The organism is Streptomyces sp. NPDC016309 (assembly GCF_043077235.1).
Taxonomy (GTDB): domain Bacteria; phylum Actinomycetota; class Actinomycetes; order Streptomycetales; family Streptomycetaceae; genus Streptomyces.
In genome coordinates, this window is the sequence record NZ_JBIBSG010000002.1 from 363,109 (window position 1) to 384,571 (window position 21,463).

Consider the following 21,463-nt stretch of genomic DNA (forward strand, 5'->3'; position numbering starts at 1 on the left):
CGGCTGCCGATGGCTGCCATCAGCCGGACCGATCGCTCCCCGCCGTCGCTCCCGCCACCGACAGGGAGGCCAGCAGCGCCCGTGCCGCCGCCGAGGGACGGGTGTGCGCCGGCCACGCCACCGACACCTCCCAGGTGACGTCCGTGGCCGGGACCAGCGACCGCAGCCCGCGGGCCTGCTCCTTGTCCGCGACCGACCGGGGCACGAGCGCCACGGCGCTCCCGCCGGCCACCACCTCCAGCAGCTTGTGCACGTCGTCCAGCTGCATGGCGACGGCACGCCGCACCCCCGCCGCGGCGAACGCGGCGTCGGCGACCCGCCGCGCCCCCCAGTGCGGGTGCAGGTCCGTGAAGACCTCGTCGGCCAGCTCCGCCGGGTCCACCGGCTCCCGCCGCCCCGCGACCCGGTGCCCGGGCGCGCACAGCAGCACCATGGACTCCCGCGCCAGCTCCCGCTGCCGGAGCCCCGACGAGTCGCCCGGGCCGGCGACGAACGCCACGTCCAGCCGGCCCTGCCGCAACCGCTCCCGCAGCACCGCCGACCCGGCCTGCTCCACGTGCACGTCCACCGACGGGTGCGCCGCCCCGAACCGCATGAGCGCGCCGAACGGGTCGGCCGCCCCCATGCACTGCTCGGTCCCCACCCGCAGGGTCCCGCCGACCACCCCGCGTACCGCCGCGACCGCCTCGCGCGCGGCGGCCGCGCTGTCCAGCGTCCGCCGGGCCTCCTCCAGCAGCGCACGGCCCGCGTCGGTCAGCTCCACGCCCCGCGCGGTGCGCACGAACAGCTCCGCCCCCAGCTCCCGCTCCAGGGCGCGGACCGACGACGACAGCCCCGACTGCGCCAGGTGCAGCCGCGCGGCGGCCCGGGTGACGTTGCCTTCCTCGGCCACGGCCACGAAATGTTCCAGATGCCGAAGCTCCACGTCAGGCAGTCTAGGTCGGGCGCCGAACGCCCCCTCCGGCCGGGACGCCCCCTCCGGCCGGGACGCCCCCTCCGGCCGGGACGCCCTTTCGGGCGGGCGACGCCATCTCCGGCGCACGCCCCGCGGCACCCCTCCGGATGCCCCCACGTGCGGGTGATCCATGGCGCCGCGGGCGCTCCCGGCGGCCCCGGCCGGGGACGGCTCCCCCTGTCGGTACCGCAACCCGAGGGGAGCCTTCCATGAGCATCGGATCCGTCGGCCGCGCCGTGCTGGCCTGGGGCGTCAACCACTGCGGACAGCTCGGGGACGGCACCCGCGGCGAACGGCCCGCGCCGCTGGCCCTGCACGATGTCGGGGCCGACGTCGTGGCCGTCGCGGCAGGCTCCCACCACACCCTGGCACTGACCCGGGAGGGCACCGTCCTCGCCTGGGGCGCCAACCACTACGGACAGCTCGGGGACGGCACCCGCGAGGACCGCCACCGGCCCGTGCCCGTCCAGGGGCTGACCGGCGTCACCGCCGTCGCGGCGGGCGGCGGCCACAGCGTGGCCCTGCTGCGCGACGGCACGGTCCGCACCTGGGGCGCCAACGACTGGGGCCAGCTCGGCGACGGCACCCGGCACGACCACCACGTGCCCGTCCCCGTGCCCGGCCTGCACGAGGTCGTCTCCGTCGCGGCGGGCGGCGGGCACAACCTCGCGCTGCTGAAGGACGGCACCGTACGGACCTGGGGCTCCAACAACCGTGGCCAGCTCGGCGACGGCAGCAAGGACGAACGCCGCACTCCGGTGGCCGTCCGCGACCTCGGGGACGTCACGGCCGTGTCCGGCGGCGGCTACTTCAGCGTGGCCCTGCTGCGCGACGGCACGGTCCGGGCCTGGGGCACCAACCACTGGTGCCAGCTCGGTGACGGCACCAACCAGGAGCGCCGTACGCCCGTCCCCGTACGGGACCTCGCCGGCGTCACCGCCCTGGAGGCCGGATGGCACCACACCCTGGCCGTCCTCGGGGACGGCACCGTGCGGGCGTGGGGCAACAACCACTGCGGGCAGCTCGGACTCGACCCGGACCACGACCCGGCGGGCCCGGTCACCGTCCCGCGTATCCAGCACGTCCACCGGGTGACCGCCGGCTACCGCCACAACCTCGCCGTGCTGGAACCCCAGGGACAGGACGGGCCGCACCAGTGCCTCACCTGGGGCCTGGCCCCCGACGACCGCGCGGCGCCCACCGGGGGCCCGGCGCACCTGGACCTGACCGGCGGCCGGCCCGGGCCCCGCGTCCACTCGCTGAGCGCCGGGTGGGCGCACACCGTGGCCCTCGTCGGCCACGCCCCCGCGACCACGGGCCACTGAGGCGCCGGTGGCCCCGCCCGGCCGGCAGGCGTACCGGTCCGCCGCCCCGCACCGCTCGCGCGCCCGCCGGGCGCTGACGCGGCCACGCGTAGGGGGCTACGCGGCCAGGCAGAGTCCGTTCCGCCGGGCGTCCGGGCGCGGGGCCGTGCCGGTGCCCGCCCGCCGGACGTGGAGCTCGCTCACGGCGGACCCGCCGCCCACCGCGACGGCGACGCGCCCCGGCACCGTCCGCGCACCCACCGGGCGCGCACCCGCCGCGCGGGCCAGATCGGTCCGGGCACGGTCGAGGAGACCGGCCAGCCCGAGCCCCAGCGCCCGCGCCGCGGCCGCGAGGACCTCCGACGAGGCCTCCTTGCGGCCCCGTTCGATCTCGGACAGGTAGGGCATGGAGATCCTGGCCGCCTCGGCCACGTCCTTGAGCGTCCGTCGCTGCGCGAGGCGCTCGCGCCGCAGGACGTCACCGACGACGTGCCGCCAGAGCGGCTCTTCGGGTATGGGGTTGCTCATCCCCACAGACTAGGGCGTCGCCGTACCAGGGGAGTTGGGTTCGCCCCCGGCGGAACGCCACCGTGTTCCGTGCCGGTCCCGCGCCGGTCCCGTCCCCGTGGGGCGCGTGATCGACTGGTCCGGTCCGGCGCCCGGCCTTACCGTCGAACAGTGGCCGGGGCTTCCCCGGGACGCTCCGCCACCGTCCGCTGACCCTCCGACGAGGGATGCGCGCCATGACCGGATCCCAGCAGACCCCCGCCCCCCGGACGACCACCCCGAAGCGGGGCGGCGGCAACGCGATGGCGCTCCTGGTGATCGCCTCGTGCCAGTTGATGGTGGTCCTCGACATCACCATCGTGAACATCGCTCTGCCGCACATCCAGAGCTCGCTCGACTTCTCGACCACCAACCTCTCCTGGGTGGTCAACGCCTACACCCTCACCTTCGGCGGCCTGCTGCTGCTGGGCGGGCGCGCGGGCGACATCCTCGGCCGCCGCAGGGTGTTCATCTTCGGCGTGCTGCTGTTCGTCCTCGCCTCGCTGCTCGGCGGACTCGCCCAGAACTCCGCACAGCTTCTCGCCGCACGCGCCCTCCAGGGCGTCGGCGGCGCGATCGCGTCCCCCACCTCCCTGGCGTTGATCAGCACCACGTTCAAGGAGGGCCCGGAACGCAACCGGGCCTTCGGCGTGTTCGCCGCCGTCTCCGCGGGCGGCAGCGCCATCGGACTGCTCGCGGGCGGTCTCCTCGTCGAATGGCTCGACTGGCGGTGGGTCCTGTTCGTCAACGTACCGATCGGGCTGCTCATCGCCCTCGCCACCCCGAAGTGGATCAAGGAGTCGGAGCGTCATCCCGGCAACTTCGACATCACCGGAGCCCTGACGTCCACCCTCGGCATGGTGCTGCTGGTGTACGGGTTCATCCGGGCCGCGCAGGACGGCTGGGGCGATCCGCTCACCGTGGCGTCCTTCGCCGCGGCCGTGGTGATCCTCGCGCTGTTCGTCCTCGTGGAACGACGCTCCCGGCAGCCCATCACCCCGCTCCACATGTTCGCCGACCGCAACCGGGCGGGCACCTACGCGATCATGCTCAGTCTCGCCGCCGCCATGTTCGGCATGTTCTTCTTCCTGACGCTCTTCGTGCAGAACGTCCTGGACTTCAGCCCGCTGCGCGCCGGCCTGGCGTTCCTGCCGGTCAGCGCCATCATCGCGGTCGGGGCCGGGCTGGCCTCCCAGCTCCTGCCCCGCTACGGGCCGAAACCCTTCATGGTGACCGGGGCGCTGCTCGCGGCGGCCGGCCTCGCCTGGCTGACGCTGACCGACGTGCACTCCACCTACCTGGGCAGCGTGCTCGGCCCGATGCTCGTCTTCGGCCTGGGCATGGGCATGGAGTTCGTCTCGCTCACCCTCATGGCACTGTCCAACGTCCCCGTCCACGAGACGGGCGCGGCATCCGGACTGCTCAACGCCACCCAGCAGGTGGGCGGTTCCCTCGGCCTGTCCATCCTGGTCACCATGTTCGGTACGGCGAGCACCAACGAGGCGGAGAAGCAGGTGCCCGCCTTCCTCGCCCAGGCCACCCCCGCCGAACGCCTGCGGTTCCAGCGCACCGGGGAGCTGCCACCGCCCTGGGCCGACCAGGTCCTCACGTCCGGTGTCTCCGCCGCCTTCATCGTCGCGGCCGTCTTCACCGCCGTCGCGGCGGTCGTCGCCCTGGTGGTCATCCAGGTCCGCCCCTCCGACATCGAGCGCCTCAAGGGCGGCATCGGCCCGGGTGCGGTGTGACCCGGCCACACCCCGACGGCCGGTCCGGAAACGCGCGGCCGGCCCGGGCGGACACGTCCTAGAATCGCCGGCCATGGAGCACATACCGCACGGCTCTCCCGACGACCCCAACCCGCTCCGGCGGCTCTCCCTGAAGGAGTTGCGCCGGCGCACGAGCGCCAAGTGGCGGACGTACCCCGACGACGTACTGCCGCTGTGGGTGGCGGAGATGGACGTCCCGCTCGCGGAGCCGGTGGCCCGGGCGGTCACCGACGCGGTGGCCGCCGGCGACACCGGCTATCCCGCCGGGAACGGGTACGCCGAGGCGCTCGCGGCCTTCGCGGAGGAGCGGTGGGGCTGGGACACGCTCGCCGTGGACCGCACCCGGCTCGTGCCCGACGTGATGCTGGGCATCGTCGAGGTGCTGAAGCTGATCACCCGGCCCGGTGACGCCGTCGTGGTCAACTGCCCCGTCTACAACCCGTTCTACCTGTTCGTCGAGCACATGGGGCGCCGGATCGTGGAGGCACCCCTCGACGCGCGGGCGCGGATCGACCCGGCCGCGCTGGAGGAGGCGTTCCGCCGGGCCGTCCGGGGCGGCCGCCGCGCGGCGTACCTCCTGTGCAGCCCGCAGAACCCGACCGGCACGGTGCACACCGCCGACGAGCTCGCCGGCGTCGCGGCGCTCGCCGACCGCCACGGCGTACGGGTCGTCGCCGACGAGATCCACGCCCCCCTGGTGTCCCGCCCGGCCGGGTTCGTGCCCTACCTGAGCGTGCCGGGCGCCGGCAGCGCCTTCTCGCTGATGTCCGCCTCCAAGGGCTGGAACCTGGCCGGTCTCAAAGCCGCGCTGGCCGTCGCCGGACCGGCCGCGGCCGACGACCTGGCGGCCATGCCCCCCGAGGTGAGCCACGGCCCCAGCCACCTCGGGGTCATCGCCCACACTGCCGCCTACCGGGACGGCGGCGCCTGGCTCGACGCCCTGCTCGACGGCCTCGACGACAACCGGCGGCTCCTCGCCACCCTCCTGTCCACCCATCTGCCCGACGTCCGCCACGTCCCCGGCCAGGGCACCTACCTGGCCTGGCTCGACTTCCGGGCGCTCGGCCTGGGTGACGACCCGTCCGCCCACTTCCTCGACCGCGCCCGGGTCGCGCTCCACCCCGGCCCGCCCTGCGGCACCGGCGGCGCCGGCCACGCCCGCCTCAACCTGGCCACCTCGCCCGAGGTGCTCACCGAGGCGGTGCGGCGCATGGCCGCCGCCGTGTGACCGGGCCGCCTACCCGGCGTCCCGTGACGCGGGCGAGGCGGCCATGTACGACGACCACACCCGCAGCGGCAGGAAGTCCGCCCGGTCCGACTCGCTCCCGGCCACGCCGTTCATGGGCATCAGCCCCTCCGTACCCGGCCTGCTGCGGAACACCGTCACCGCGGTGGACAGCCGGCCCGTGTACCCGACGAACCAGGACGCGGGCACCCGGTCCCCGGCCCCGGTCCGGCCCGCCGCGACCGGCGGCAGGGTACGGAGGGACTCCGGGTCCATGTCCTCCACGGCCACGTCCCGCAGCGCCGCCGACACCTCCCGGGCCACCCCGGCGTCGAGCACCCGCCGGGAGGCGGGCCGCCCCAGCCCCTCCAGCGGCGTGCCCAGGTGGGTGGCCGCGGTGACGGAGTACGGATCGGTCCGCCGGCCGTCGGCGGCGAAGGTGCCGTACGCGCCCGCCATCCTGATCGCGCTCGGCGTCGACGTGCCGACGGGGAAGGAGGGCGTCAGGGGCGCCATGCTCAACGGCAGCAGACCCGAACCGACCGCCAGGTCACGGACCTTCTCCAGACCCACCGCCTCACCCAGCCTGCTGTACAGGCCGCTGTCGCCCCGGACCAGCGCCCGGCGCAGCGCGGGCGGACCGTCCCCGGCGCCCCCGGACCCGGCATCGGACTCGAGGCCGGTGCCGTGCTGGAGCGCCGCCGCCAGCACGAACGGGGTGAAGGCGGAACCCACCGGTACCCCGGCCGTGTCGGCGTTGTTGGTGAAGTGCTCGGTCGCGTCGGACCCCCCGTACAGCGCCAGCACCGCCCCGTCACCGGGCCGGACCGACGCGGCGCCGATCTCCACCTCCCGGTCGGCGATCCGGCGCGCCGGATCGAGCGACTCCTGCCGGACCTCCTCCACCGTCGTCCTCAGCCGCTCCACCTCCCGCTTGTCGAAGGTGGTGCGGATCCGGTAACCACCGCGCCCCAGTTGCTCGGTGGTCAGCCCGGTGCGGTTCTTGATGTCCTTGTTGGCCACGTCCACCAGATAGCCGATCTGACCGGACAGGCGGGTGGACACCGACTCGGGCCTGGGCTCGGGGAAGACGGTGTACTTCGCCCGCTCCTGGGCGGACATGTAGCCGAGCTCCACCTGCCGGTCCAGTACGTACGCCCACCGCTCGACCGCCCGGCGGTGGTGGGCCTCGCTCAGCGAGGGGTCGTACAGCTCACCGCCCTTGAGCAGGGCGGCCAGCAGGGCGCTGCGGGAGGGATCGAGGTCCTTGGCGTCCCGGCCGTAGTAGGCCACCGCCGCGGCCTGCACCCCGTAGGCGTTGCGGCCGAACCAGCTCGTGTTGAGGTAGCCCTGAAGGATCTCCTGCTTGGACAGCGAGCGGGACAGCTTGACCGCCAGGCACAGTTCGCGCACCTTGCGGTCCAGGGTCTGGTCCGGCGTGAGGTACGTGTTCTTGACGTACTGCTGCGTGATGGTCGAACCGCCCTGCACCTCCTGGCCGCGCGCCATGTTGACCACGGCCCGCGCCAGTCCGCGCACCGAGAACCCCGGGTCGTCGTAGAAAGTGGAGTTCTCCGTCGCGATCACGGCGTTCTGGAGCGACGGCGGGATGTCGGACAGCGGCACGTTCTGCCGGTTGACCGGTCCGACGCTCACCATCTGGGTGCCGTCCGCCCAGTAGTACACGTTGGCCTCGGCGCGGGCGTAGGCGTTCACGTCCGAGATCCGCACCGTGGCGTACACATGGCCCACCAGCGCGGCGAGCCCGGCGACGCCGAGCAGCGCGAGGCACAGCAGCTGGCGCCACGACGGGACCCACCGGAGGATTCCCCGCCGCCCCCGGCGCGGGTAATCGACGCGGAACCGGCGCCCTTGTCCGGGCAGTCGGCGTGGCACCCACGCTTCCCGCCCCCAGCGACGCAGCACGGCTCATCGCCCCCCTTTCCGTACGGGTGACTTGCTCGTCCCCTACTACGGGACGGGGGAGCCACCCGTTCACGGCGGGCGAGCGCGGATGAACGCGGGTGAGCACGGCGGGCGCGGGGCGCGGGGGAGGGGAAGGGGGTGGGCGGGGCGGTGCTCAGCCGCCGAGCGGGAGCCCCGCGGGCAGCCCGCCGAGCAGGGCGCCGCCGACCGGCAGCGGGGACGCCTGCCCCGGGGAGGCGGGGGCGGTGCTGAGCGGGCCCGTGCTGTTGAGGTCGGTCACCACGGGCGCGCCGACCGAGGCGGGCGGCTGCTCGCCGGCCGCCGCCGGGCCGGCGGCCGCGACGCTCGCGCCCGCGATCGAGGCGCAGACGACCAGCAGACGGGTGCGGGGGTTACGGGACATGCGGTGCTCCTGGGTGTGAGGGGCGTGAGGGGGGGGAATTGGCCGAATCCGGCGGCCGGAATGTGCAACGAACCGGGCGGGCCGACGACACGGCCCACCCCCTGCCGGCCCTCCCACCAGGACAGAACGCCCGGCCGACCGCGCGCCCGACCGCATGCCGTGCCCGGCCGGGTGCCCGAGCTCAGGCCGCCGGCCGGGCGGGTTCACGCCCCGGCGTACCGCCCGGCCAGCACGGCGACGGCGTCGGCGACCGCCCGCCGCAGCTCCGGGGGGCCCAGCACCTCCGCCTCGGTGCCCAGCCTGAGCAGGTCCCCCACCGCGACGGCCTCCGTCTCGACCGGCAGGTCCACCTCCACCCAGCCGTCCCCGTCCGCCGGCCCGGCGCCCTCCAGGGCCCGCGCACCCGGCGCGCCGAACTGCACCGGCAGCAGCCGCTGTGCCCGGGGCGACAGGCGCAGCCGGGCGGTGCCCCGGTGCAGCGCGAGCTCCAGCCGCCGGGAGGAGCCCTCCCAGTGGGCGGCCAGGTCGAACCCGGCCGGCCGTTCGAAGTCTTCCCCGGTCGGCTCCACCGCCAGGAACCGCGAGATCCGGTAGGTCCGTACCGCCTCCTCGCCGGCCGCCGCCACCAGGTACCAGATGCCGCCCTTGAGGACGATGCCGAGCGGGCGGAGTTCCCGGTGCACCTCGCCGCTCCAGCGCCGGTAGTGCGCGCGCAGCACCCGTTGTTCCCACACCGCCCCCGCGATCACCTCCAGGTGCGGTACCGGATCGGCGTCCCGGAACCACGCCGGCGCGTCCAGGTGGAACCGCTCCTGGACCCGCCGCGCTTGTTCGGCGGGGCCGGGCGGCAGCGCCGCCTCCAGCTTCAGCCGGGCGGTCGTCAGCAGCGCGCCCAGGCCCAGGTCCCGTGCGGGGCCGGGCGCCCCGGCCAGGAAGAGGGAGCCCGCCTCGGCGCCGGTGAGCCCGGTCAGCCGGGTGCGGTACCCGTCCATGAGCCGGTAGCCGCCGTCGGGGCCGCGGTCGGCGCGGACCGGGACGCCCGCCGCGCCGAGCGCCTCGACATCCCGGTAGACCGTGCGGACGGAGACCTCCAGCTCCTCGGCGAGCTGAGGGGCGGTCATCCGGCCCCGGTTCTGGAGGAGCAACAGCAGGGAGAGGAGCCGGTCGGCGCGCATGGGGCCATTGTGCCCGGTACCTGACAGGCGGTGTCAGGTACCGGGCCCAGGCTGGTCACATCCCCCGGGCACCGGCCCGGGCGGCCCACCGAGAGGACACCCATGCCCGCACGGACCACCGGTACGCACACCACCGGTCACTTCACCTTCGCCGACTGGCGCGAGACCCCGCTGGGGGAGGGGGACGGCTGCCCGCGACTCGCCCGTGCCTCCGTCACCAACGCCTTCTCGGGTGGCATCGAGGCGCCGGCCACCATCTGCGAGTACACCATCGCGTACATCACGGAGAAGACCGGCACGTTCACCGGCATGGAACTGCTGACCGGCCGGCTCGACGGCCGCCGGGGCTCCTTCACCGTCGAGGAGCGCGGGTCGTTCCATCCGGACGGCACCGTGACGTGCGTCTTCGAGGTCGTCGCCGGCTCGGGCACCGGAGAGCTGGCGGGGCTGCGCGGAACCGGCTCCTTCACGGCCCGGCACGGCGAACCGTCCGTCCCCTACTCCTTCGGCTACGACCTGGACGGCGGTACCGGGTCCGAGGGGTGACCGGGCCGCACGGTCGCCGTTGACCCGCTCCCGAGCGGCGCCGTACGGTGCGTATCACCCAGTACGCCACTCGCACACGGGGCGGCTCATGGCTCCCACGGCCCTCACCACACGCGTCCGCCGCCGGGCGGCGGCCCTCTCCGGCCCGGCCCTGCTGGTCACGGGCCTCGTGTTCACGCTCTCGGCGTGCGGCTCCGACGTCCCGTCCGGCGGTGACCGGAGCGTCCGCCCGGCCGCCGCCGTGTCCCTCGACCGCGTCGGTGCCCCGCTCGCGGACGTCCTGACGGCACAGGCCACCGCCCAGGCCACGGCCGCCCGTACGGCCCAGGCCCGGGAACCGGCCCGCGAACCCGCGACCGGGCCGGGGCCGGAGACCGCGCCGAAGGTGTGCACCACGGCCCCGGCCGACCGCGCGGCCTGCCGCAACCCGGGCGGGAGGATCGACCCCCGGGGCGGAGACCTGGACGGCGACGGCGTCTTCGAGCCGCACGAGCCGGTCGGACCCGGCTACAAGGATCCGCGCGCCTACGACGGCGGCAGGACGTCGGGCGAGACGCAGTGCGCATGGCTGCGGTCCCAGGGCAAGGCCTGCTGAACCCCGCGGCGCACGCGCACGAGAGCGCCGGGGGTGCGGACCGGGAAACCTCCCGTCCCGCACCCCCGGCGTCCTCCGGCCCGCTAGCGGGTGTCTCGCCGATCATGCCGGGCTCACGACGCCTGGCACCGCGCCTCGCCCGGGACCGGCAGGGTGGACCGCTCGTCCGTCAGAGGTCGCCCGGCTTGATGCGGCCGCGCCAGCCGCCGGACTCGCCGCCCTGGCCCTCGATGTAGTCCTTGAACCGCCGCATGTCACCCTTCACGCGCCGGTCGATCGTGCCGGTGAGATCGGCGGCCTTCTCCGCGAGGCCGCTGGTCTCGATGTCCATCACCAGTTCCACGCGCGTGTGCGTGTCGTCCAGGCGCTGGAAACTGACCACGCCCTTCTGCTGGGTGTCGCCGCTGATGGTCCGCCACGCGATCCGTTCGTCGGGCAGTTGGTCGACGATCTCGGTGTCGAACTCCCGCCGCACGCCACCGATCTTGGTCTTCCAGTGGTTGTGGCGGGAGTCGACCTGCACGACCTCCTCGACGCCCTCCATGAACCGCGGGAACTCCTCGAACATCGTCCACTGGTTGTACGCGGTGTGGACGGGGACCTCGACCTCGACGGCTTCCTTCACCTTGCTCATCAGCGCCTCCTCGTTCCCGGTCATCGGCGCGGCGGGGACCCGCCGCGCACGTCGGCCGGTGATCCGGGTACCCGCCCCGACGGAGCCATGCCCATGGGATCCGCATCCCTTCGATCCGTGCCCGCCACAGCCCTGCCCCGCTGGACCCCGTCCCGGGCGCTTCCGCCACCGCGACGGTGTCCCGCCCTCCTCCCCCCGGAAGGGCGGGACACCGGCACGCCCCCATCGGCGGACCGGCCCGGAGGCCCGTGAGCCCCCGGGCCCCCGAAGGGCCCGCCGTCCCGCGACCGCCGTGCCGTGGGCGGTCGCGGCGTCCTGGTGCCGTGGACGAACCTACGGCCGTCCGCCCGGCCCGTCGTCCCACGCAGGGTCGAATTCCGTGACCATCTCCCGCGGCAGGCCGCCGGTTCCTGCGACTACCGCCGTACCGCCAACGATTGACGTGGGCCCCTCCCCGTACGGGTTACGCTGCGGCGATGCGGATCCGCCCCCTCGCCGCCGACGTGCTGATCACGGCGGCGCTGACCAGCGTCGCCGTACTGCTCGGGCAGGAGGCCACCAGCCAGGGCTGGCCCGCACTCGACCTCGCCGGGTACCTGCTGCTGGGGCTGGTCAACCTGCCGGTCGTCGTCCGGGGCAGGGCGCCCGTCGCCGTGTGCCTCTTCGTCCTGGCCCTGTGGATCGTGTACGTCACCGCCGGCTACTGGCCCGTGGTGAACTCCTTCGCCCCCATGCTCACCGTCTACACGGTCGCCTCCCTGCGCCCACTGCGCGCCGCCGCCGGCTGCGCGGCTCTGATGAGCGCCGTCTGGATCTACGCGGGCCTCGTCAGCGACCACGCCGCCATGCCGTCCGTCGTCGGCCAGGCCATCGGTTTCCCCCTCGTCCTGGTCCGCTTCGGGCACCTCGCCCGGCGCTCCGCCGAACTGGCCCGCCGGCTGCGGGACGAGCAGGAGGAACGGGCCCGCCGCGAGGTCGCCGAGGAACGCGGCCGGATCGCCCGCGAGCTCCACGACGTGGTCGCCCACCACATGTCGGTGATATCCGTCCAGGTGGGTCTGGCCCGCTTCGTCTTCGACTCCGATCCGGCCACCGCCCGCACCGCCCTCGGGACCATCGCCGGCACCAGCACGGAGGCCCTTGAGGAACTCCGGCGCGTCCTCCAGGTGCTGCGCGCCGACGGCGACGGCGGCCCGTCCGCGCCGATGCCCGGCCTCGCCCGCCTGGAGGAGATGGCCGAACGCGTACGGGCCGGGGGAGTGCCGGTGCGGGTGCGCGTCGACGGGACGCCGCGACCGCTGCCGCCCGGCGCGGATCTGTGCGCGTACCGCGTCGTCCAGGAGGCGCTGACGAACGTGCTGAAACACGCGCCGGGCTCCCGCGCCCTGGTGGAGATCCACTACCGGCAGCACCATGTGGCGGTCTCGGTCACCAACGACAGGGGTGAGGGGGTGATTCTGGACAGAGTGCGAACGGGCGGCGGCCACGGGTTGATCGGCATGCGCGAGCGGGCCAAGCTGTACGGGGGGACGATCAGCATCGGCCCGCGGAGCGAGGGGGGATTCGCCGTCAGGCTCACCCTGCCGACCTCCGCGCGGACCGCACACCAGGGGGACGGCGCGTCGGAATGACCAGGGTGCTCGTCGTCGACGACCAGTTCCTCATCCGGGCGGGCCTGGTGGGGCTGTTGCGCGCCGCGCCCGGCATCGAGGTCGTGGGCGAGGCGGCCGACGGCGAGGAGGCCGTCGCGCTGGTGGCCGAGACCCGCCCCGACGTGGTCCTGATGGACATCCGGATGCCCGGCATGGGCGGCATCGCGGCCACCGAGCGGATCCTCGCCGAAGCCCCCGACCCCGCTCCCAAGGTCCTGGTGCTCACCACCTTCGACCTGGACGAGTACGTGTACGGCGCGCTGCGCGCGGGCGCGTCCGGCTTCCTGCTCAAGGACTCCGGGCCCGAGCGGCTGCTCGCCGCGGTCGCGGCGGTGGGCGGGGGCGACGCCCTGTTCGCGCCCAGCGTCACCCGGCGGCTGGTCGAGGCGTTCGCCCGGCAGACCGGCGACGGGGCCCGCCGGCCACCGCCCGACCTGGCCGTGCTGACCGGCCGTGAGACCGAGGTGCTGCGGCTGACCGCACGCGGTCTGAGCAACCTGGAGATCGCCGGCGAGCTGTTCATCAGCGAGGCCACCGTCAAGACGCACCTCAACCGCGCCATGGGCAAGCTGAACCTGGACAGCCGCGCGCAGGCGGTCGTGGTGGCGTACGAGACGGGCCTGGTGACCCCGGGCGGCGGCTGACCGGCCGGTGAACCGAACGGTGCGGCGGAACGTATGGGAGGGCGACCTTCTGTTTCGCACCGGTACGGCATTGGGGGCCATGAATGAGGCACGGGCGGCGCACCCTGCGGCGGGTCATCCGGCTCGCCGCCGTCGGAGGGCTGCTCTGCGGCGGGCTGATGGTGTCGCACGCGGTGGCGGGGGAGACGGCGCCGGACGGCGGCCGCCCGGCCGTCGGGACCTCCGCCCCGCCCACCGACGCGACGGCGGACCTGATCGCACGGCTGGGCACGACGCGCACCGCGGGGAGCTGGATCGGTGCGGACGGCCGCCCGGTCGTCGCCGTGACCGACGACGCCGCGGCCGCCGAGGTCCGGCGGGCGGGAGCGCGGGCCGAGGTGAAACGGCACAGCATGCGGGACCTCCGCTCGGCGACGCGGAGCCTGGAGAGCGCCCCCAGGGTGCCCGGTACCGCGTGGGTGATGGACTACGCGTCCAACCAGGTCACCGTGTACGCGGACCGCACCGTCTCCTCGGGCGACTGGTCACGCATGACGCAAGTGGCCCGGCAGGCGGGCGACTTCGTCCGCATGCGGCGCACCGGAGGTGCCTTCACCACCAGGATCAACGGCGCCGTCCCCATCTTCAACGGGACCGGTCGCTGCTCCGTGGGCTTCAACGTCACCGACGGGCGGGACAACTTCCTGCTGACGGCCGGGCATTGCGGCCCGGTGGGCACGCCGTGGTTCCGCGACACCGGGGGCGGCAGCGGGAGGCTCGGCACCACGGTCGCCCGCAGCTTCCCCGGCGACGACTTCTCCCTCGTCCGGTACGACGACCGCGGGGCCTTCGACGGCTCGAACGCCGTGGACATCGGGCAGGGCAGGAGCGTCCCGGTCGTCGGCGCCGCCGACCCCGTGGTGGGGCAGGAGGTCTTCCGCAGCGGCAGCACCACCGGACTGCGGTCCGGACGGGTCACCGCCCTGAACGCCACCGTCAACTACCGCGAGGGCACCGTCACCGGACTCATCGCCACCACGGTGTGCGCCGAGCCGGGGGACAGCGGCGGCCCGCTCCTGGCGCAGGGACTGGCACTCGGCGTGACCTCCGGGGGCAACGGTGACTGCGCCGAGGGAGGGATGACGTTCTTCCAGCCGATGACCAAGGCGCTGACGGCGCTGGGCGTGCGCGTCATCGACGGGCGCCTGGCGGCCGACCGCGGCACCGTCGCCGCCCCGTCCGCACCGCCCGCCACCCCGTCACCCGCCGCCGCCGGCGGGGGAGCGGGCACCGGGGCCGACGGCGGCACGGGCGCCGGGTTCGTGCCGCCCGCCCAGGCCGTGGCACCGCCGGGCGGCGTCGCGCGGCGGGCCGTCACCGGGATCGTGGACACGGCGGAACTCGTCCCGGGGCTGGGGGTCATCGCCGTGAGCCTGCTCGTCCTGCTCGCCCTCCGCCGGCTGCTGACCGAGCGCGCCGACCGCGACCACCTCCGTGCGCACTACTCCCAGCACTGGGGTTGACGCTGGATGGATTATCCGTATCGCGTTGCTCGTGTCGAATAATCCGGTTATCCGCCTACGTGCTTAAGGTGAGCCCGCTGAAGCCACCCCCCTACGCTTTGGGAGACATAGCAATGGGTCAGTTCGCACGTACCTGGGGCGCCGGAATCGCCGCCGCCGCGCTCATCGCCGGCTCCGTCGGGACGGCCGTGGCGGTCTCGTCCCCGTCCTCCGCGCCCCACAAGCCGGCCGCCGTCGCCGGTACCGCACTCACGACCGCGTCGGCCAACGCCACGGTGAGGACCGTCCGGGCGTGGCAGCAGTTCCGCATCCGCGGTGTCGTCAAGAGCCTCCGCCCCGGCAGCAAGGTCATCCTCCAGCAGAAGCAGAACCGCCGCTGGGTCTCGCTCCCCGCGTCGATGAACACCACCTCCCGCTCCACCTACAGCATGCGCGTCATGCTCGGGATGAAGGGCCACAACAAGCTGCGCCTCGTCGACAGCCGCAAGCGGGTCGTCTCGCCCGTCATCAACGTCTGGGTGCGCTGACGGCCTCCGCGCCCCAGGGGCTCCCACCCGGCTCCGGGCTCGCTCGCCGCCTCGGCGACGCGAGCCCGGCCGTACGGGGGCGGGGCCCCCGCCGGGCGGGTTAGGGTCGGTCGCATGGCCGGACTCGACGCGTTCAGTGACCTGGTGGACTACCCCATGTATGTCGTGACGGCCGAGGCCGACGGCGAACGGGCGGGCTGCCTCGTCGGTTTCGCCTCGCAGTGCTCGATCCACCCGCCCCGCTTCACCGTATGGCTCTCCACCGCCAACCGGACGTACCGGGTGGCACGGCACGCCACCCATCTGGCCGTCCACCTCCTCCGCCGCGAACAGCACGGCCTCGCCCGGCTCTTCGGCGGGGAGACCGGTGACAAGACCGACAAGTTCCGCCAGGTCGCCTGGTGGCCCGGACCCGGGGGCGCACCGGTCCTCGCCGGCACCTGCGCCTGGTTCGTCGGCCGCGTGCTCGACCGCGTCCACGGCGGCGACCACGTGGGGTTCCTCCTGGACCCCGTCGAGGCCTCCCCGCCCACCGCGGAGCGGCCCCCGCTCGTCATGTTCAGCGACGTCGGCGACATCTCCCCGGGACACCCCGCCTGACCCGCCCCGGACAGCCGCCCCGGAGCGCGGGTCCGCTCGTCTGGCCGGGCAGGTACCTACTAGGTACCCTCAAGGCATGCCGTCTCTGAACATCACCTTCACCGACGAGGAGCTGGAGGAGGTCCGCGCCGCGGCGGCCGCCGAAGGCAAGTCGCTCAAGCAGTACGTCCACGACCTGCCCCTCCGTGAGCGCCAGCGGCGGCAGTTCGTCCGCTACGCCGTCTCCTGGGGGGAGGCCCACCGCGCCGAGTTCGACGAGGCCTTCCCCGACGAGATCCCCCGGCCGGAGGGCCGACGGGGAGGCGCGGCCGCCTGATGGTGTTCTACGTCGACGTCCCCTGGCTCCTCGACGTCCAGGAGCAGGCCGTGCCCGAGGACGTGTCCGTCGCGGACTACTCCGCCCTCGTCGCGGCCGTCGCCCGGCACAAGACCCGCATCCCGCGCGCCACCACCGCCGAACCCGACCCGGCGTGGCGCGCGGCCGCCCTGCTGCACACCCTCGTGCGCCTCCAGCCCCTGCCGCACCGCAACTCCCTGTACGCCTGCCAGGTCGCCGTCGCGTACATGCACGCCTCCGGCGAGGGCATCGACGCTCCGTACGGCGCCCTGGTGGAACTGGTCCGTGACATCCAGGCGGCCAAGGCCACCGTCTACCAGGCGGCGGACCGCATCCGTGGCTGGCGCATATGACCGCCCCGGCGGCTGCCGTGTGACGGCCGGCCGCGGTGCGGCGGTACGAGGCGGGGCGCGGCGCGTGACACGGACGGCCGCCCGCCGCGCCCGGCCGGTGCCCCGTACAGGGGACCTCCAGCAACCTCCCCGCCGGGTGATCGTTTGCCGTCGTGGGGGCGGGCCTCCCGCTCCCACGACCCCTCACCTGGAGGCCCGATGCGCGGGAAAGTCCCGTCCCTCGTCGCCGCTCTGGCATTCGTCACCACCACCGCTCTGGGCGGCGCCGCCGCCACGGCCGGCACCGCCGCCACGGCCGGCACCGCCGTCGCCGCCGGTCCCGCCGGCCGGCCCGGCGTACTGGAGCAGGCGGACCGGATCATGAACCTCACCTACGGCGCGTTCGCGGAGACACCGCACGTCGAGCCGTTCGACTGGAGCACCGACGGCTGTTCCGTACCGGTCGGCTTCGCCCCGTACCGTGAGGTGTTCCGCCCGGCGTGCGAGCAGCACGACTTCGGGTACCGGAACTACGGCGCCCACGGGAAGCTGCGGCTCGGCCCGACCAGGGACACCAAGAACTGGATCGACGGCCGGTTCCGCACGGAGATGGAGCGGATCTGCCAGGACGCCTACGCCGCCGCGGCCGACCGGGGGAACTGCGTGGGCGCGGCCCAGGGGTACTTCGTCGCCGTCAACGTCGGGGGCGACGCCGCCTTCTTCTGACCGGCGGGCCGGCCGGCCGCGACGGTGCTCAGCGTTCGCCCGGCACCGTCGCCGGCCGCTTGGTGAAGCGGTGCCACCAGTGGTGGCGCCGGGGGTGCACGGCCCTGCCGAGCCGACGGCCGATCAGCAGGTAACCCAGCAGGGCACCGGCCGTGTTGAGCAGCACGTCGTCGATGTCGAAGGCCCGCCCGGTGATCAGGGCCCCCTGGACCAGCTCGACCAGCAGCATCACCAGCGCGGTCACCACCGCCACCCGCAGCAGTCCCCGGGCGCGGGGCACCAGCACCGGCAGGAGCACGCCGAACGGGACGCCCAGCAGGACGTTCCCGCCGAGCTGCTTGACCGTGTCACGGAAGGCGGGCTGCCCGAGGTAGTCGCCGATCGAGTCACCCGGCCGCAGATTGCTGTGCGTCATCGGTTCCGAAGCCGCCGACGGCTCCAGGGTCAGCCGGGCCAGCACCACCGCGAAGGCCACCATCCCCGCGAAGGCCAGCAGCATGGCCGCCACCCGCCCCCACCGGGGAGCACCCCGCCGGTCCTCCACCGCCTCGTCGCTCATCACCTTCCGCGCCATCACACGCCCCCAACTCAGGTCGGAATGCCTCAGCTTCCGTTACCCCCGTCGCAGCGGAGCACGCGGGGTGACCGTGCGTGACCGTACGGGATGCGGATGCGGGGACGCTCTGTTTGTCTGATCTGGCCCGGCCTCGCGCCACCCCCACGGACGGAAGGCAGGACCACGATGAGCATCGCCGACGAACCCGGGAACCGGATCAACCAGATGCGCGCCAAGGCGCAGGAGCTGGAACAGGCGGCGGAACGCGCCACCGATCCGCACGACCGCCAGCGGCTGCGGGACAAGGCCCGCCGGCTCAAGGAGCAGAGCGAGCAGGAGCGCGGCACGACGGGCGGCGGCACCCACCCGATGTGACGGGACGGCGGGACGGACGGGCGGCGGCTCCCCTGCGGGCCGCCGCCCGCCGCCCGCCGCCCCGGTCCATGGGGGGCGGGAGTGGTCCATGGGGGGCGGGAGTGCCGCTAGGCACCCACGGCACCCCTAGCGGACGCGCTCCTGGGTGGGTTCCTCGTCGTCGTCCTCGGGCAGGTGGACGTCGTTCACGGCGATGTTCACCTCGACCACTTCCAGACCGGTCATGCGCTCCACCGCCTCGACGACGTTCTCGCGCACGGAACCGGCCACGTCGGTGATGGGTACGCCGTACTCGACGACGAGCTCGAGATCGATGGCGCTCTGGCGCTCGCCCACTTCCACCTTGACGCCGCGCGTGACGCTCGAACGCCCACCGGGGACCCGGTCGCGTACCGCGCCCATGGTCCGGGCGAGCCCGCCGCCCAGGGCGTGGACGCCGTCGACCTCTCTGGCTGCCATCCCGGCGATCTTGACCACGACCCCGTCGGCGATGGTCGTCCTGCCCCGGGCCGCCGGGTCGGCGGCGGGGTTCCTCGAACCGCTCGGCTCCGTCATGGCGAAGCCACCTCCTCGATGCGCGAACGTGGGGCTCCCTCCTCTTCTCAGCGTGCCCTCGTGCCCCGTCCCGCGCCACGCGAGACCGTGCCCGGCGAAAAGCGACACACGGAACGGGGTGTGCGCTGCGTAGCAGCGTGACCACTGTTCGGGTACGGTCGGTGGCAGAGAAGTCGTGGTTCCGAAGTGTGCGCCCGTGATCGCGATCACGGGCGTTCGTGCTGTCACACCCCATGTCGGGCCCCGCACTCTCACGGCCCGCACCGTGCGGGCCGTTCAGGCTTAGGAGGCCGGTATGGCTACAGGAACGGTCAAGTGGTTCAACAGCGAGAAGGGCTTCGGCTTCATCGCCCAGGACGGCGGCGGCCCCGACGTGTTCGCCCACTACTCGCACATCACCGGTGCCGGTTACCGCGAGCTGATGGAGGGTCAGAAGGTGGCCTTCGACGTCACCGAGGGACGCAAGGGGCCGCAGGCGGAGAACATCGTCTCCGCCTGACGTTCCGTGAGGACGGCCATGACGACCCGTCCGGTCGTCATGGCCGTCCTCGTCACCGCTCCGGCGCCGCCGGGTCCCGGGGCGCACGCCTCGCCCGGGACCCGGCGGCGCCGACCGCGCGGGTCGCGCCGGTCAGGCGCCGTCGAGGGCGCGGAGGGCGGCCTTGTGCGCCGTGTCGAGCGCCTGCTCGGCGGGGACCGGGACGTCCGGGGTGACCCCGGTGCCCTCCCAGTTGGTGCCGGTGACGGTGCTGATGGTGCGGGCGCTGGGGACCGTCACGAGGATGTGCTCGGTCAGCGGGTACCGGGCCGTGGGATGCGCGCCGCCCCGGGTCGTCTCACCCACCACGACCGCCTTGCCGTGCGCTTGCAGGGTGTACGCCACGTCCTCGCCGCCCGAGAAGGTCAGCGCGCTCGTCAGCACGTACACCGGCCGGTCCAGGTACCGGGGGGCGGGGAGGTGCGCGGTGGTCCAGAACTGCCGGGTCGAGTCCGTGGGACGGTCGTAGATGTCGTTGAGGTGCACCTGGTCGTCGGGGAAGAAGTAACTGCACCACATCGCCGCCCCCTCCGGGGCACCGCCCCGGCAGGCACGCAGGTCGAGGACGAGGGCGGAACTGAGGGCCGCCAGTTCCATGGCGGCGCCGATCGCCCGGCCGCCCTCGCCGGCCTCGGCGATCCGCCGGACGTCGATGAGGGCGACATTGCCCTCCAGGTGCTCGAAACGGCGGATGCCCTGGTTCTCCGTCCGCAGCAGTTCGAGGAACGCCGACCGGCCCCCGTCCTCCGCCGCCGGGTCCGGGTCCTGCGGCTCGTCCGTCCACAGCAGCCGCAGATGCTTGTCGGGGCACGCCTCCTGGAAGTGGGCGGTCACCGTCTCGCAGAGGGCCCGCCCCTCCAGCCCGTCGTAGTGCCCGGCCGCGAGGTGGCGCCGGACCTCGGTCCCGATGCGGGCGGTCCTGTCGGGGAAGACGTACCCCGCCGTGATCCGGTCCAGGGCACGGCTGATGATCTCTGCGTTGGTGGGCATGGGCGGAGATGCTAGACCGCCGACGCCCGGCGCGGGAAGGGGTTTCAGGGCGGTCGGCGGGGGCGTCCGGCGCCGGCCGGGAGCGATGCCCGGCCCGAAATCCTGATGCGCCGTGACCGGCCGGTGCGTAGGGTCGGCGTCCGTGGAACCGCTCAGTGAGAAACAGATCCGCTCGTCGTTCGTGAACTGCACCAAGGGTGAGGCGGCCCGGCTCAGACTGCCGGCCGACTTCGCCGAGGTGCCCTGGGCGGACCTGGACTTCCTGGGCTGGGTGGATCCGGGGGCTCCGCTGCGGGCCCACCTCGTCCTGCCCCGTTCGGAGGGGCCGCTGGGGATCACCTTGCGGGTCCCCGCCGTGGGCCGCACCAGTGCGGTGAAGTCCAGCCTGTGCCAGATATGCCTCACCGGGCACGCCTCTTCCGGCGTCACCCTGCTCGCCGCCCCGCTGGCGGGCGTGCGCGGCCGTGAGGGCAACACGGTCGGCATCTACATCTGCGCCGATCTCGCCTGTCCGCTGTACGTACGCGGCAAGCGGCAGCCGAAGCTCCGCACCGGACGTTACGAGGAGTCCCTCGGCGTGGCGGAGCGGGTCGCGCGGATGACCGGCAACCTGGACGCCTTCGCCGCGAAGGTCACTTCGGGCTGAGCGAGCCGCGGAGGGGACGCCCCGCCCCGCATGCGGCAAAATGTGGAGGAGACGAGTGACTTTCCCGCACGTCCCCGCGTGACACCTCCCGAAGCAGGTGGGCTGCCATGGAACACGAGTCGGAAGGGCGCATCCTCGCCCAGATCGAGCGTGGGCTCACCAGCGACGATCCCGGGCTCGCCGCCAGGATGAGCGCCCTCAACGGGCACTTCCCGGGGGAGGGGCAGGACGCCGTCCCGCCCGGGCGCGGGCAGAGGTCATGGCGCCGGAGGACCGCCTGGGTGCTGGTCGTCATCGCCCTGGTGGGGCTGCTGCTGACGGCGATCCTCAACGCCTCGTCGGCCGGGACGCCGGAGCCACCCAGCGGCCAGACGCCCGCCGTGTCCTTGTGAGCCGAGCCGAGCCGAG

26 protein-coding genes are annotated in these 21,463 nt (G+C 74.1%); 17 read left to right on the forward strand and 9 right to left on the reverse strand.

Translation table 11 applies throughout. The annotated features are described in order from the left end of the window. Positions 1 to 19 precede the first annotated feature (19 nt). The gene (locus ACF068_RS06205) at positions 20 to 925 is read right to left on the reverse strand and encodes a LysR family transcriptional regulator (RefSeq protein ID WP_392272968.1); all 906 of its coding nucleotides are present in this window, start codon (positions 923 to 925) and stop codon (positions 20 to 22) included. Positions 926 to 1,164: 239 nt separating this feature from the next. On the opposite strand from ACF068_RS06205, the gene ACF068_RS06210 reads away from it, so the two are divergent. Continuing rightward, positions 1,165 to 2,280 carry an RCC1 domain-containing protein gene (locus tag ACF068_RS06210; protein WP_392272969.1) on the forward strand — a complete coding sequence of 372 codons (1,116 nt, stop codon included), beginning with the start codon at positions 1,165 to 1,167 and terminating at the stop codon, positions 2,278 to 2,280. A 96-nt stretch (positions 2,281 to 2,376) separates the two neighbouring features. Here ACF068_RS06210 and ACF068_RS06215 read toward each other — a convergent pair whose 3' ends face one another. Beyond that, entirely contained in the window at positions 2,377 to 2,787 is a 411-nt protein-coding gene (locus ACF068_RS06215) for a helix-turn-helix domain-containing protein (protein WP_392272970.1), read from the reverse strand. 215 nt (positions 2,788 to 3,002) lie between these two features. Between ACF068_RS06215 and ACF068_RS06220 the strand changes: the two genes are divergently transcribed. Beyond that, entirely contained in the window at positions 3,003 to 4,550 is a 1,548-nt protein-coding gene (locus ACF068_RS06220) for an MFS transporter (protein WP_392272971.1), read from the forward strand. Between the two features lie 73 nt (positions 4,551 to 4,623). Continuing rightward, the gene (locus tag ACF068_RS06225; protein ID WP_392272972.1) at positions 4,624 to 5,799 is read left to right on the forward strand and encodes a MalY/PatB family protein; all 1,176 of its coding nucleotides are present in this window, start codon (positions 4,624 to 4,626) and stop codon (positions 5,797 to 5,799) included. 9 nt (positions 5,800 to 5,808) lie between these two features. On the opposite strand, the gene ACF068_RS06230 is transcribed toward ACF068_RS06225, so the two are convergent. From ACF068_RS06230 to ACF068_RS06240, 3 genes are all read right to left on the reverse strand, one after another. Next, positions 5,809 to 7,692 carry a transglycosylase domain-containing protein gene (locus ACF068_RS06230; RefSeq protein ID WP_392272973.1) on the reverse strand — a complete coding sequence of 628 codons (1,884 nt, stop codon included), beginning with the start codon at positions 7,690 to 7,692 and terminating at the stop codon, positions 5,809 to 5,811. A 184-nt stretch (positions 7,693 to 7,876) separates the two neighbouring features. After that, on the reverse strand, positions 7,877 to 8,125 hold the full coding sequence (locus tag ACF068_RS06235) for a hypothetical protein (RefSeq protein WP_392272974.1): 249 nt from the start codon (positions 8,123 to 8,125) through the stop codon (positions 7,877 to 7,879). Positions 8,126 to 8,328: 203 nt separating this feature from the next. Continuing rightward, positions 8,329 to 9,300 (reverse strand): helix-turn-helix transcriptional regulator, encoded by a 972-nt coding sequence (locus ACF068_RS06240; RefSeq protein WP_392272975.1) that lies wholly within the window; start codon positions 9,298 to 9,300, stop codon positions 8,329 to 8,331. A gap of 102 nt (positions 9,301 to 9,402) precedes the next feature. On the opposite strand from ACF068_RS06240, the gene ACF068_RS06245 reads away from it, so the two are divergent. Further along, positions 9,403 to 9,846, forward strand: a complete 444-nt coding sequence (locus ACF068_RS06245; RefSeq protein WP_392272976.1) for a DUF3224 domain-containing protein — start codon at positions 9,403 to 9,405, stop codon at positions 9,844 to 9,846. A gap of 88 nt (positions 9,847 to 9,934) precedes the next feature. Next, the gene (locus ACF068_RS06250) at positions 9,935 to 10,441 is read left to right on the forward strand and encodes a hypothetical protein (protein ID WP_392272977.1); all 507 of its coding nucleotides are present in this window, start codon (positions 9,935 to 9,937) and stop codon (positions 10,439 to 10,441) included. Between the two features lie 169 nt (positions 10,442 to 10,610). Here the strand turns inward: ACF068_RS06250 and ACF068_RS06255 are convergent, their stop codons facing one another. Then, positions 10,611 to 11,075: an SRPBCC family protein gene (locus ACF068_RS06255; protein ID WP_392272978.1), complete on the reverse strand. Its 465-nt coding sequence runs from the start codon at positions 11,073 to 11,075 to the stop codon at positions 10,611 to 10,613. Between the two features lie 476 nt (positions 11,076 to 11,551). On the opposite strand from ACF068_RS06255, the gene ACF068_RS06260 reads away from it, so the two are divergent. From ACF068_RS06260 to ACF068_RS06295, 8 genes are all read left to right on the forward strand, one after another. After that, positions 11,552 to 12,706 carry a sensor histidine kinase gene (locus ACF068_RS06260; protein ID WP_392272979.1) on the forward strand — a complete coding sequence of 385 codons (1,155 nt, stop codon included), beginning with the start codon at positions 11,552 to 11,554 and terminating at the stop codon, positions 12,704 to 12,706. Then, positions 12,703 to 13,371 carry a response regulator gene (locus tag ACF068_RS06265; protein WP_392272980.1) on the forward strand — a complete coding sequence of 223 codons (669 nt, stop codon included), beginning with the start codon at positions 12,703 to 12,705 and terminating at the stop codon, positions 13,369 to 13,371. Before ACF068_RS06260 ends, ACF068_RS06265 begins: the two co-directional genes overlap by 4 nt. A gap of 83 nt (positions 13,372 to 13,454) precedes the next feature. Beyond that, positions 13,455 to 14,873, forward strand: coding sequence for a S1 family peptidase (locus tag ACF068_RS06270; protein ID WP_392272981.1), 1,419 nt, complete (start codon positions 13,455 to 13,457; stop codon positions 14,871 to 14,873). A gap of 113 nt (positions 14,874 to 14,986) precedes the next feature. Beyond that, a complete protein-coding gene (locus tag ACF068_RS06275) occupies positions 14,987 to 15,400 on the forward strand; it encodes a hypothetical protein (protein ID WP_392272982.1) in 414 nt (137 codons plus the stop codon). A 114-nt stretch (positions 15,401 to 15,514) separates the two neighbouring features. Next, complete coding sequence (locus ACF068_RS06280) at positions 15,515 to 16,000, forward strand: flavin reductase family protein (RefSeq protein ID WP_392272983.1); 486 nt, start codon at positions 15,515 to 15,517, stop codon at positions 15,998 to 16,000. A 76-nt stretch (positions 16,001 to 16,076) separates the two neighbouring features. After that, positions 16,077 to 16,316 carry a hypothetical protein gene (locus tag ACF068_RS06285; RefSeq protein ID WP_392272984.1) on the forward strand — a complete coding sequence of 80 codons (240 nt, stop codon included), beginning with the start codon at positions 16,077 to 16,079 and terminating at the stop codon, positions 16,314 to 16,316. Beyond that, on the forward strand, positions 16,316 to 16,690 hold the full coding sequence (locus ACF068_RS06290) for a toxin Doc (protein WP_392272985.1): 375 nt from the start codon (positions 16,316 to 16,318) through the stop codon (positions 16,688 to 16,690). Before ACF068_RS06285 ends, ACF068_RS06290 begins: the two co-directional genes overlap by 1 nt. A gap of 198 nt (positions 16,691 to 16,888) precedes the next feature. Continuing rightward, positions 16,889 to 17,395 (forward strand): phospholipase A2, encoded by a 507-nt coding sequence (locus ACF068_RS06295; RefSeq protein WP_392272986.1) that lies wholly within the window; start codon positions 16,889 to 16,891, stop codon positions 17,393 to 17,395. A gap of 28 nt (positions 17,396 to 17,423) precedes the next feature. Here the strand turns inward: ACF068_RS06295 and ACF068_RS06300 are convergent, their stop codons facing one another. Further along, positions 17,424 to 17,954 (reverse strand): VanZ family protein, encoded by a 531-nt coding sequence (locus tag ACF068_RS06300; protein WP_392272987.1) that lies wholly within the window; start codon positions 17,952 to 17,954, stop codon positions 17,424 to 17,426. Between the two features lie 183 nt (positions 17,955 to 18,137). On the opposite strand from ACF068_RS06300, the gene ACF068_RS06305 reads away from it, so the two are divergent. Further along, on the forward strand, positions 18,138 to 18,326 hold the full coding sequence (locus ACF068_RS06305) for a DUF6381 family protein (RefSeq protein ID WP_392272988.1): 189 nt from the start codon (positions 18,138 to 18,140) through the stop codon (positions 18,324 to 18,326). Between the two features lie 126 nt (positions 18,327 to 18,452). Here ACF068_RS06305 and ACF068_RS06310 read toward each other — a convergent pair whose 3' ends face one another. Then, the gene (locus ACF068_RS06310) at positions 18,453 to 18,881 is read right to left on the reverse strand and encodes an Asp23/Gls24 family envelope stress response protein (RefSeq protein ID WP_392272989.1); all 429 of its coding nucleotides are present in this window, start codon (positions 18,879 to 18,881) and stop codon (positions 18,453 to 18,455) included. Positions 18,882 to 19,176: 295 nt separating this feature from the next. On the opposite strand from ACF068_RS06310, the gene ACF068_RS06315 reads away from it, so the two are divergent. Continuing rightward, positions 19,177 to 19,380 (forward strand): cold-shock protein, encoded by a 204-nt coding sequence (locus tag ACF068_RS06315; RefSeq protein WP_392272990.1) that lies wholly within the window; start codon positions 19,177 to 19,179, stop codon positions 19,378 to 19,380. Between the two features lie 132 nt (positions 19,381 to 19,512). On the opposite strand, the gene ACF068_RS06320 is transcribed toward ACF068_RS06315, so the two are convergent. After that, entirely contained in the window at positions 19,513 to 20,409 is an 897-nt protein-coding gene (locus ACF068_RS06320) for a S41 family peptidase (RefSeq protein ID WP_392272991.1), read from the reverse strand. 142 nt (positions 20,410 to 20,551) lie between these two features. Between ACF068_RS06320 and ACF068_RS06325 the strand changes: the two genes are divergently transcribed. Together ACF068_RS06325 and ACF068_RS06330 are read left to right on the forward strand one after the other, a co-directional pair. Beyond that, complete coding sequence (locus ACF068_RS06325; RefSeq protein ID WP_392272992.1) at positions 20,552 to 21,055, forward strand: FBP domain-containing protein; 504 nt, start codon at positions 20,552 to 20,554, stop codon at positions 21,053 to 21,055. A 107-nt stretch (positions 21,056 to 21,162) separates the two neighbouring features. After that, positions 21,163 to 21,447, forward strand: a complete 285-nt coding sequence (locus ACF068_RS06330) for a DUF3040 domain-containing protein (protein ID WP_392272993.1) — start codon at positions 21,163 to 21,165, stop codon at positions 21,445 to 21,447. The last annotated feature ends 16 nt before the right edge of the window (positions 21,448 to 21,463 follow it).

Bases quoted from the DNA above. Each gene is read 5' to 3' on its own strand.
- ACF068_RS06210 (WP_392272969.1), top strand. From the start codon at position 1,165: ATGAGCATCGGATCCGTCGGCCGCGCCGTGCTGGCCTGGGGCGTCAAC.
- ACF068_RS06215 (WP_392272970.1), bottom strand. From the start codon at position 2,787: ATGAGCAACCCCATACCCGAAGAGCCGCTCTGGCGGCACGTCGTCGGT.
- ACF068_RS06220 (WP_392272971.1), top strand. From the start codon at position 3,003: ATGACCGGATCCCAGCAGACCCCCGCCCCCCGGACGACCACCCCGAAG.
- ACF068_RS06225 (WP_392272972.1), top strand. From the start codon at position 4,624: ATGGAGCACATACCGCACGGCTCTCCCGACGACCCCAACCCGCTCCGG.
- ACF068_RS06235 (WP_392272974.1), bottom strand. From the start codon at position 8,125: ATGTCCCGTAACCCCCGCACCCGTCTGCTGGTCGTCTGCGCCTCGATC.
- ACF068_RS06240 (WP_392272975.1), bottom strand. From the start codon at position 9,300: ATGCGCGCCGACCGGCTCCTCTCCCTGCTGTTGCTCCTCCAGAACCGG.
- ACF068_RS06245 (WP_392272976.1), top strand. From the start codon at position 9,403: ATGCCCGCACGGACCACCGGTACGCACACCACCGGTCACTTCACCTTC.
- ACF068_RS06250 (WP_392272977.1), top strand. From the start codon at position 9,935: ATGGCTCCCACGGCCCTCACCACACGCGTCCGCCGCCGGGCGGCGGCC.
- ACF068_RS06255 (WP_392272978.1), bottom strand. From the start codon at position 11,075: ATGAGCAAGGTGAAGGAAGCCGTCGAGGTCGAGGTCCCCGTCCACACC.
- ACF068_RS06260 (WP_392272979.1), top strand. From the start codon at position 11,552: ATGCGGATCCGCCCCCTCGCCGCCGACGTGCTGATCACGGCGGCGCTG.
- ACF068_RS06265 (WP_392272980.1), top strand. From the start codon at position 12,703: ATGACCAGGGTGCTCGTCGTCGACGACCAGTTCCTCATCCGGGCGGGC.
- ACF068_RS06270 (WP_392272981.1), top strand. From the start codon at position 13,455: ATGAGGCACGGGCGGCGCACCCTGCGGCGGGTCATCCGGCTCGCCGCC.
- ACF068_RS06275 (WP_392272982.1), top strand. From the start codon at position 14,987: ATGGGTCAGTTCGCACGTACCTGGGGCGCCGGAATCGCCGCCGCCGCG.
- ACF068_RS06280 (WP_392272983.1), top strand. From the start codon at position 15,515: ATGGCCGGACTCGACGCGTTCAGTGACCTGGTGGACTACCCCATGTAT.
- ACF068_RS06285 (WP_392272984.1), top strand. From the start codon at position 16,077: ATGCCGTCTCTGAACATCACCTTCACCGACGAGGAGCTGGAGGAGGTC.
- ACF068_RS06290 (WP_392272985.1), top strand. From the start codon at position 16,316: ATGGTGTTCTACGTCGACGTCCCCTGGCTCCTCGACGTCCAGGAGCAG.
- ACF068_RS06295 (WP_392272986.1), top strand. From the start codon at position 16,889: ATGCGCGGGAAAGTCCCGTCCCTCGTCGCCGCTCTGGCATTCGTCACC.
- ACF068_RS06300 (WP_392272987.1), bottom strand. From the start codon at position 17,954: ATGAGCGACGAGGCGGTGGAGGACCGGCGGGGTGCTCCCCGGTGGGGG.
- ACF068_RS06305 (WP_392272988.1), top strand. From the start codon at position 18,138: ATGAGCATCGCCGACGAACCCGGGAACCGGATCAACCAGATGCGCGCC.
- ACF068_RS06310 (WP_392272989.1), bottom strand. From the start codon at position 18,881: ATGACGGAGCCGAGCGGTTCGAGGAACCCCGCCGCCGACCCGGCGGCC.
- ACF068_RS06315 (WP_392272990.1), top strand. From the start codon at position 19,177: ATGGCTACAGGAACGGTCAAGTGGTTCAACAGCGAGAAGGGCTTCGGC.
- ACF068_RS06320 (WP_392272991.1), bottom strand. From the start codon at position 20,409: ATGCCCACCAACGCAGAGATCATCAGCCGTGCCCTGGACCGGATCACG.
- ACF068_RS06330 (WP_392272993.1), top strand. From the start codon at position 21,163: ATGGAACACGAGTCGGAAGGGCGCATCCTCGCCCAGATCGAGCGTGGG.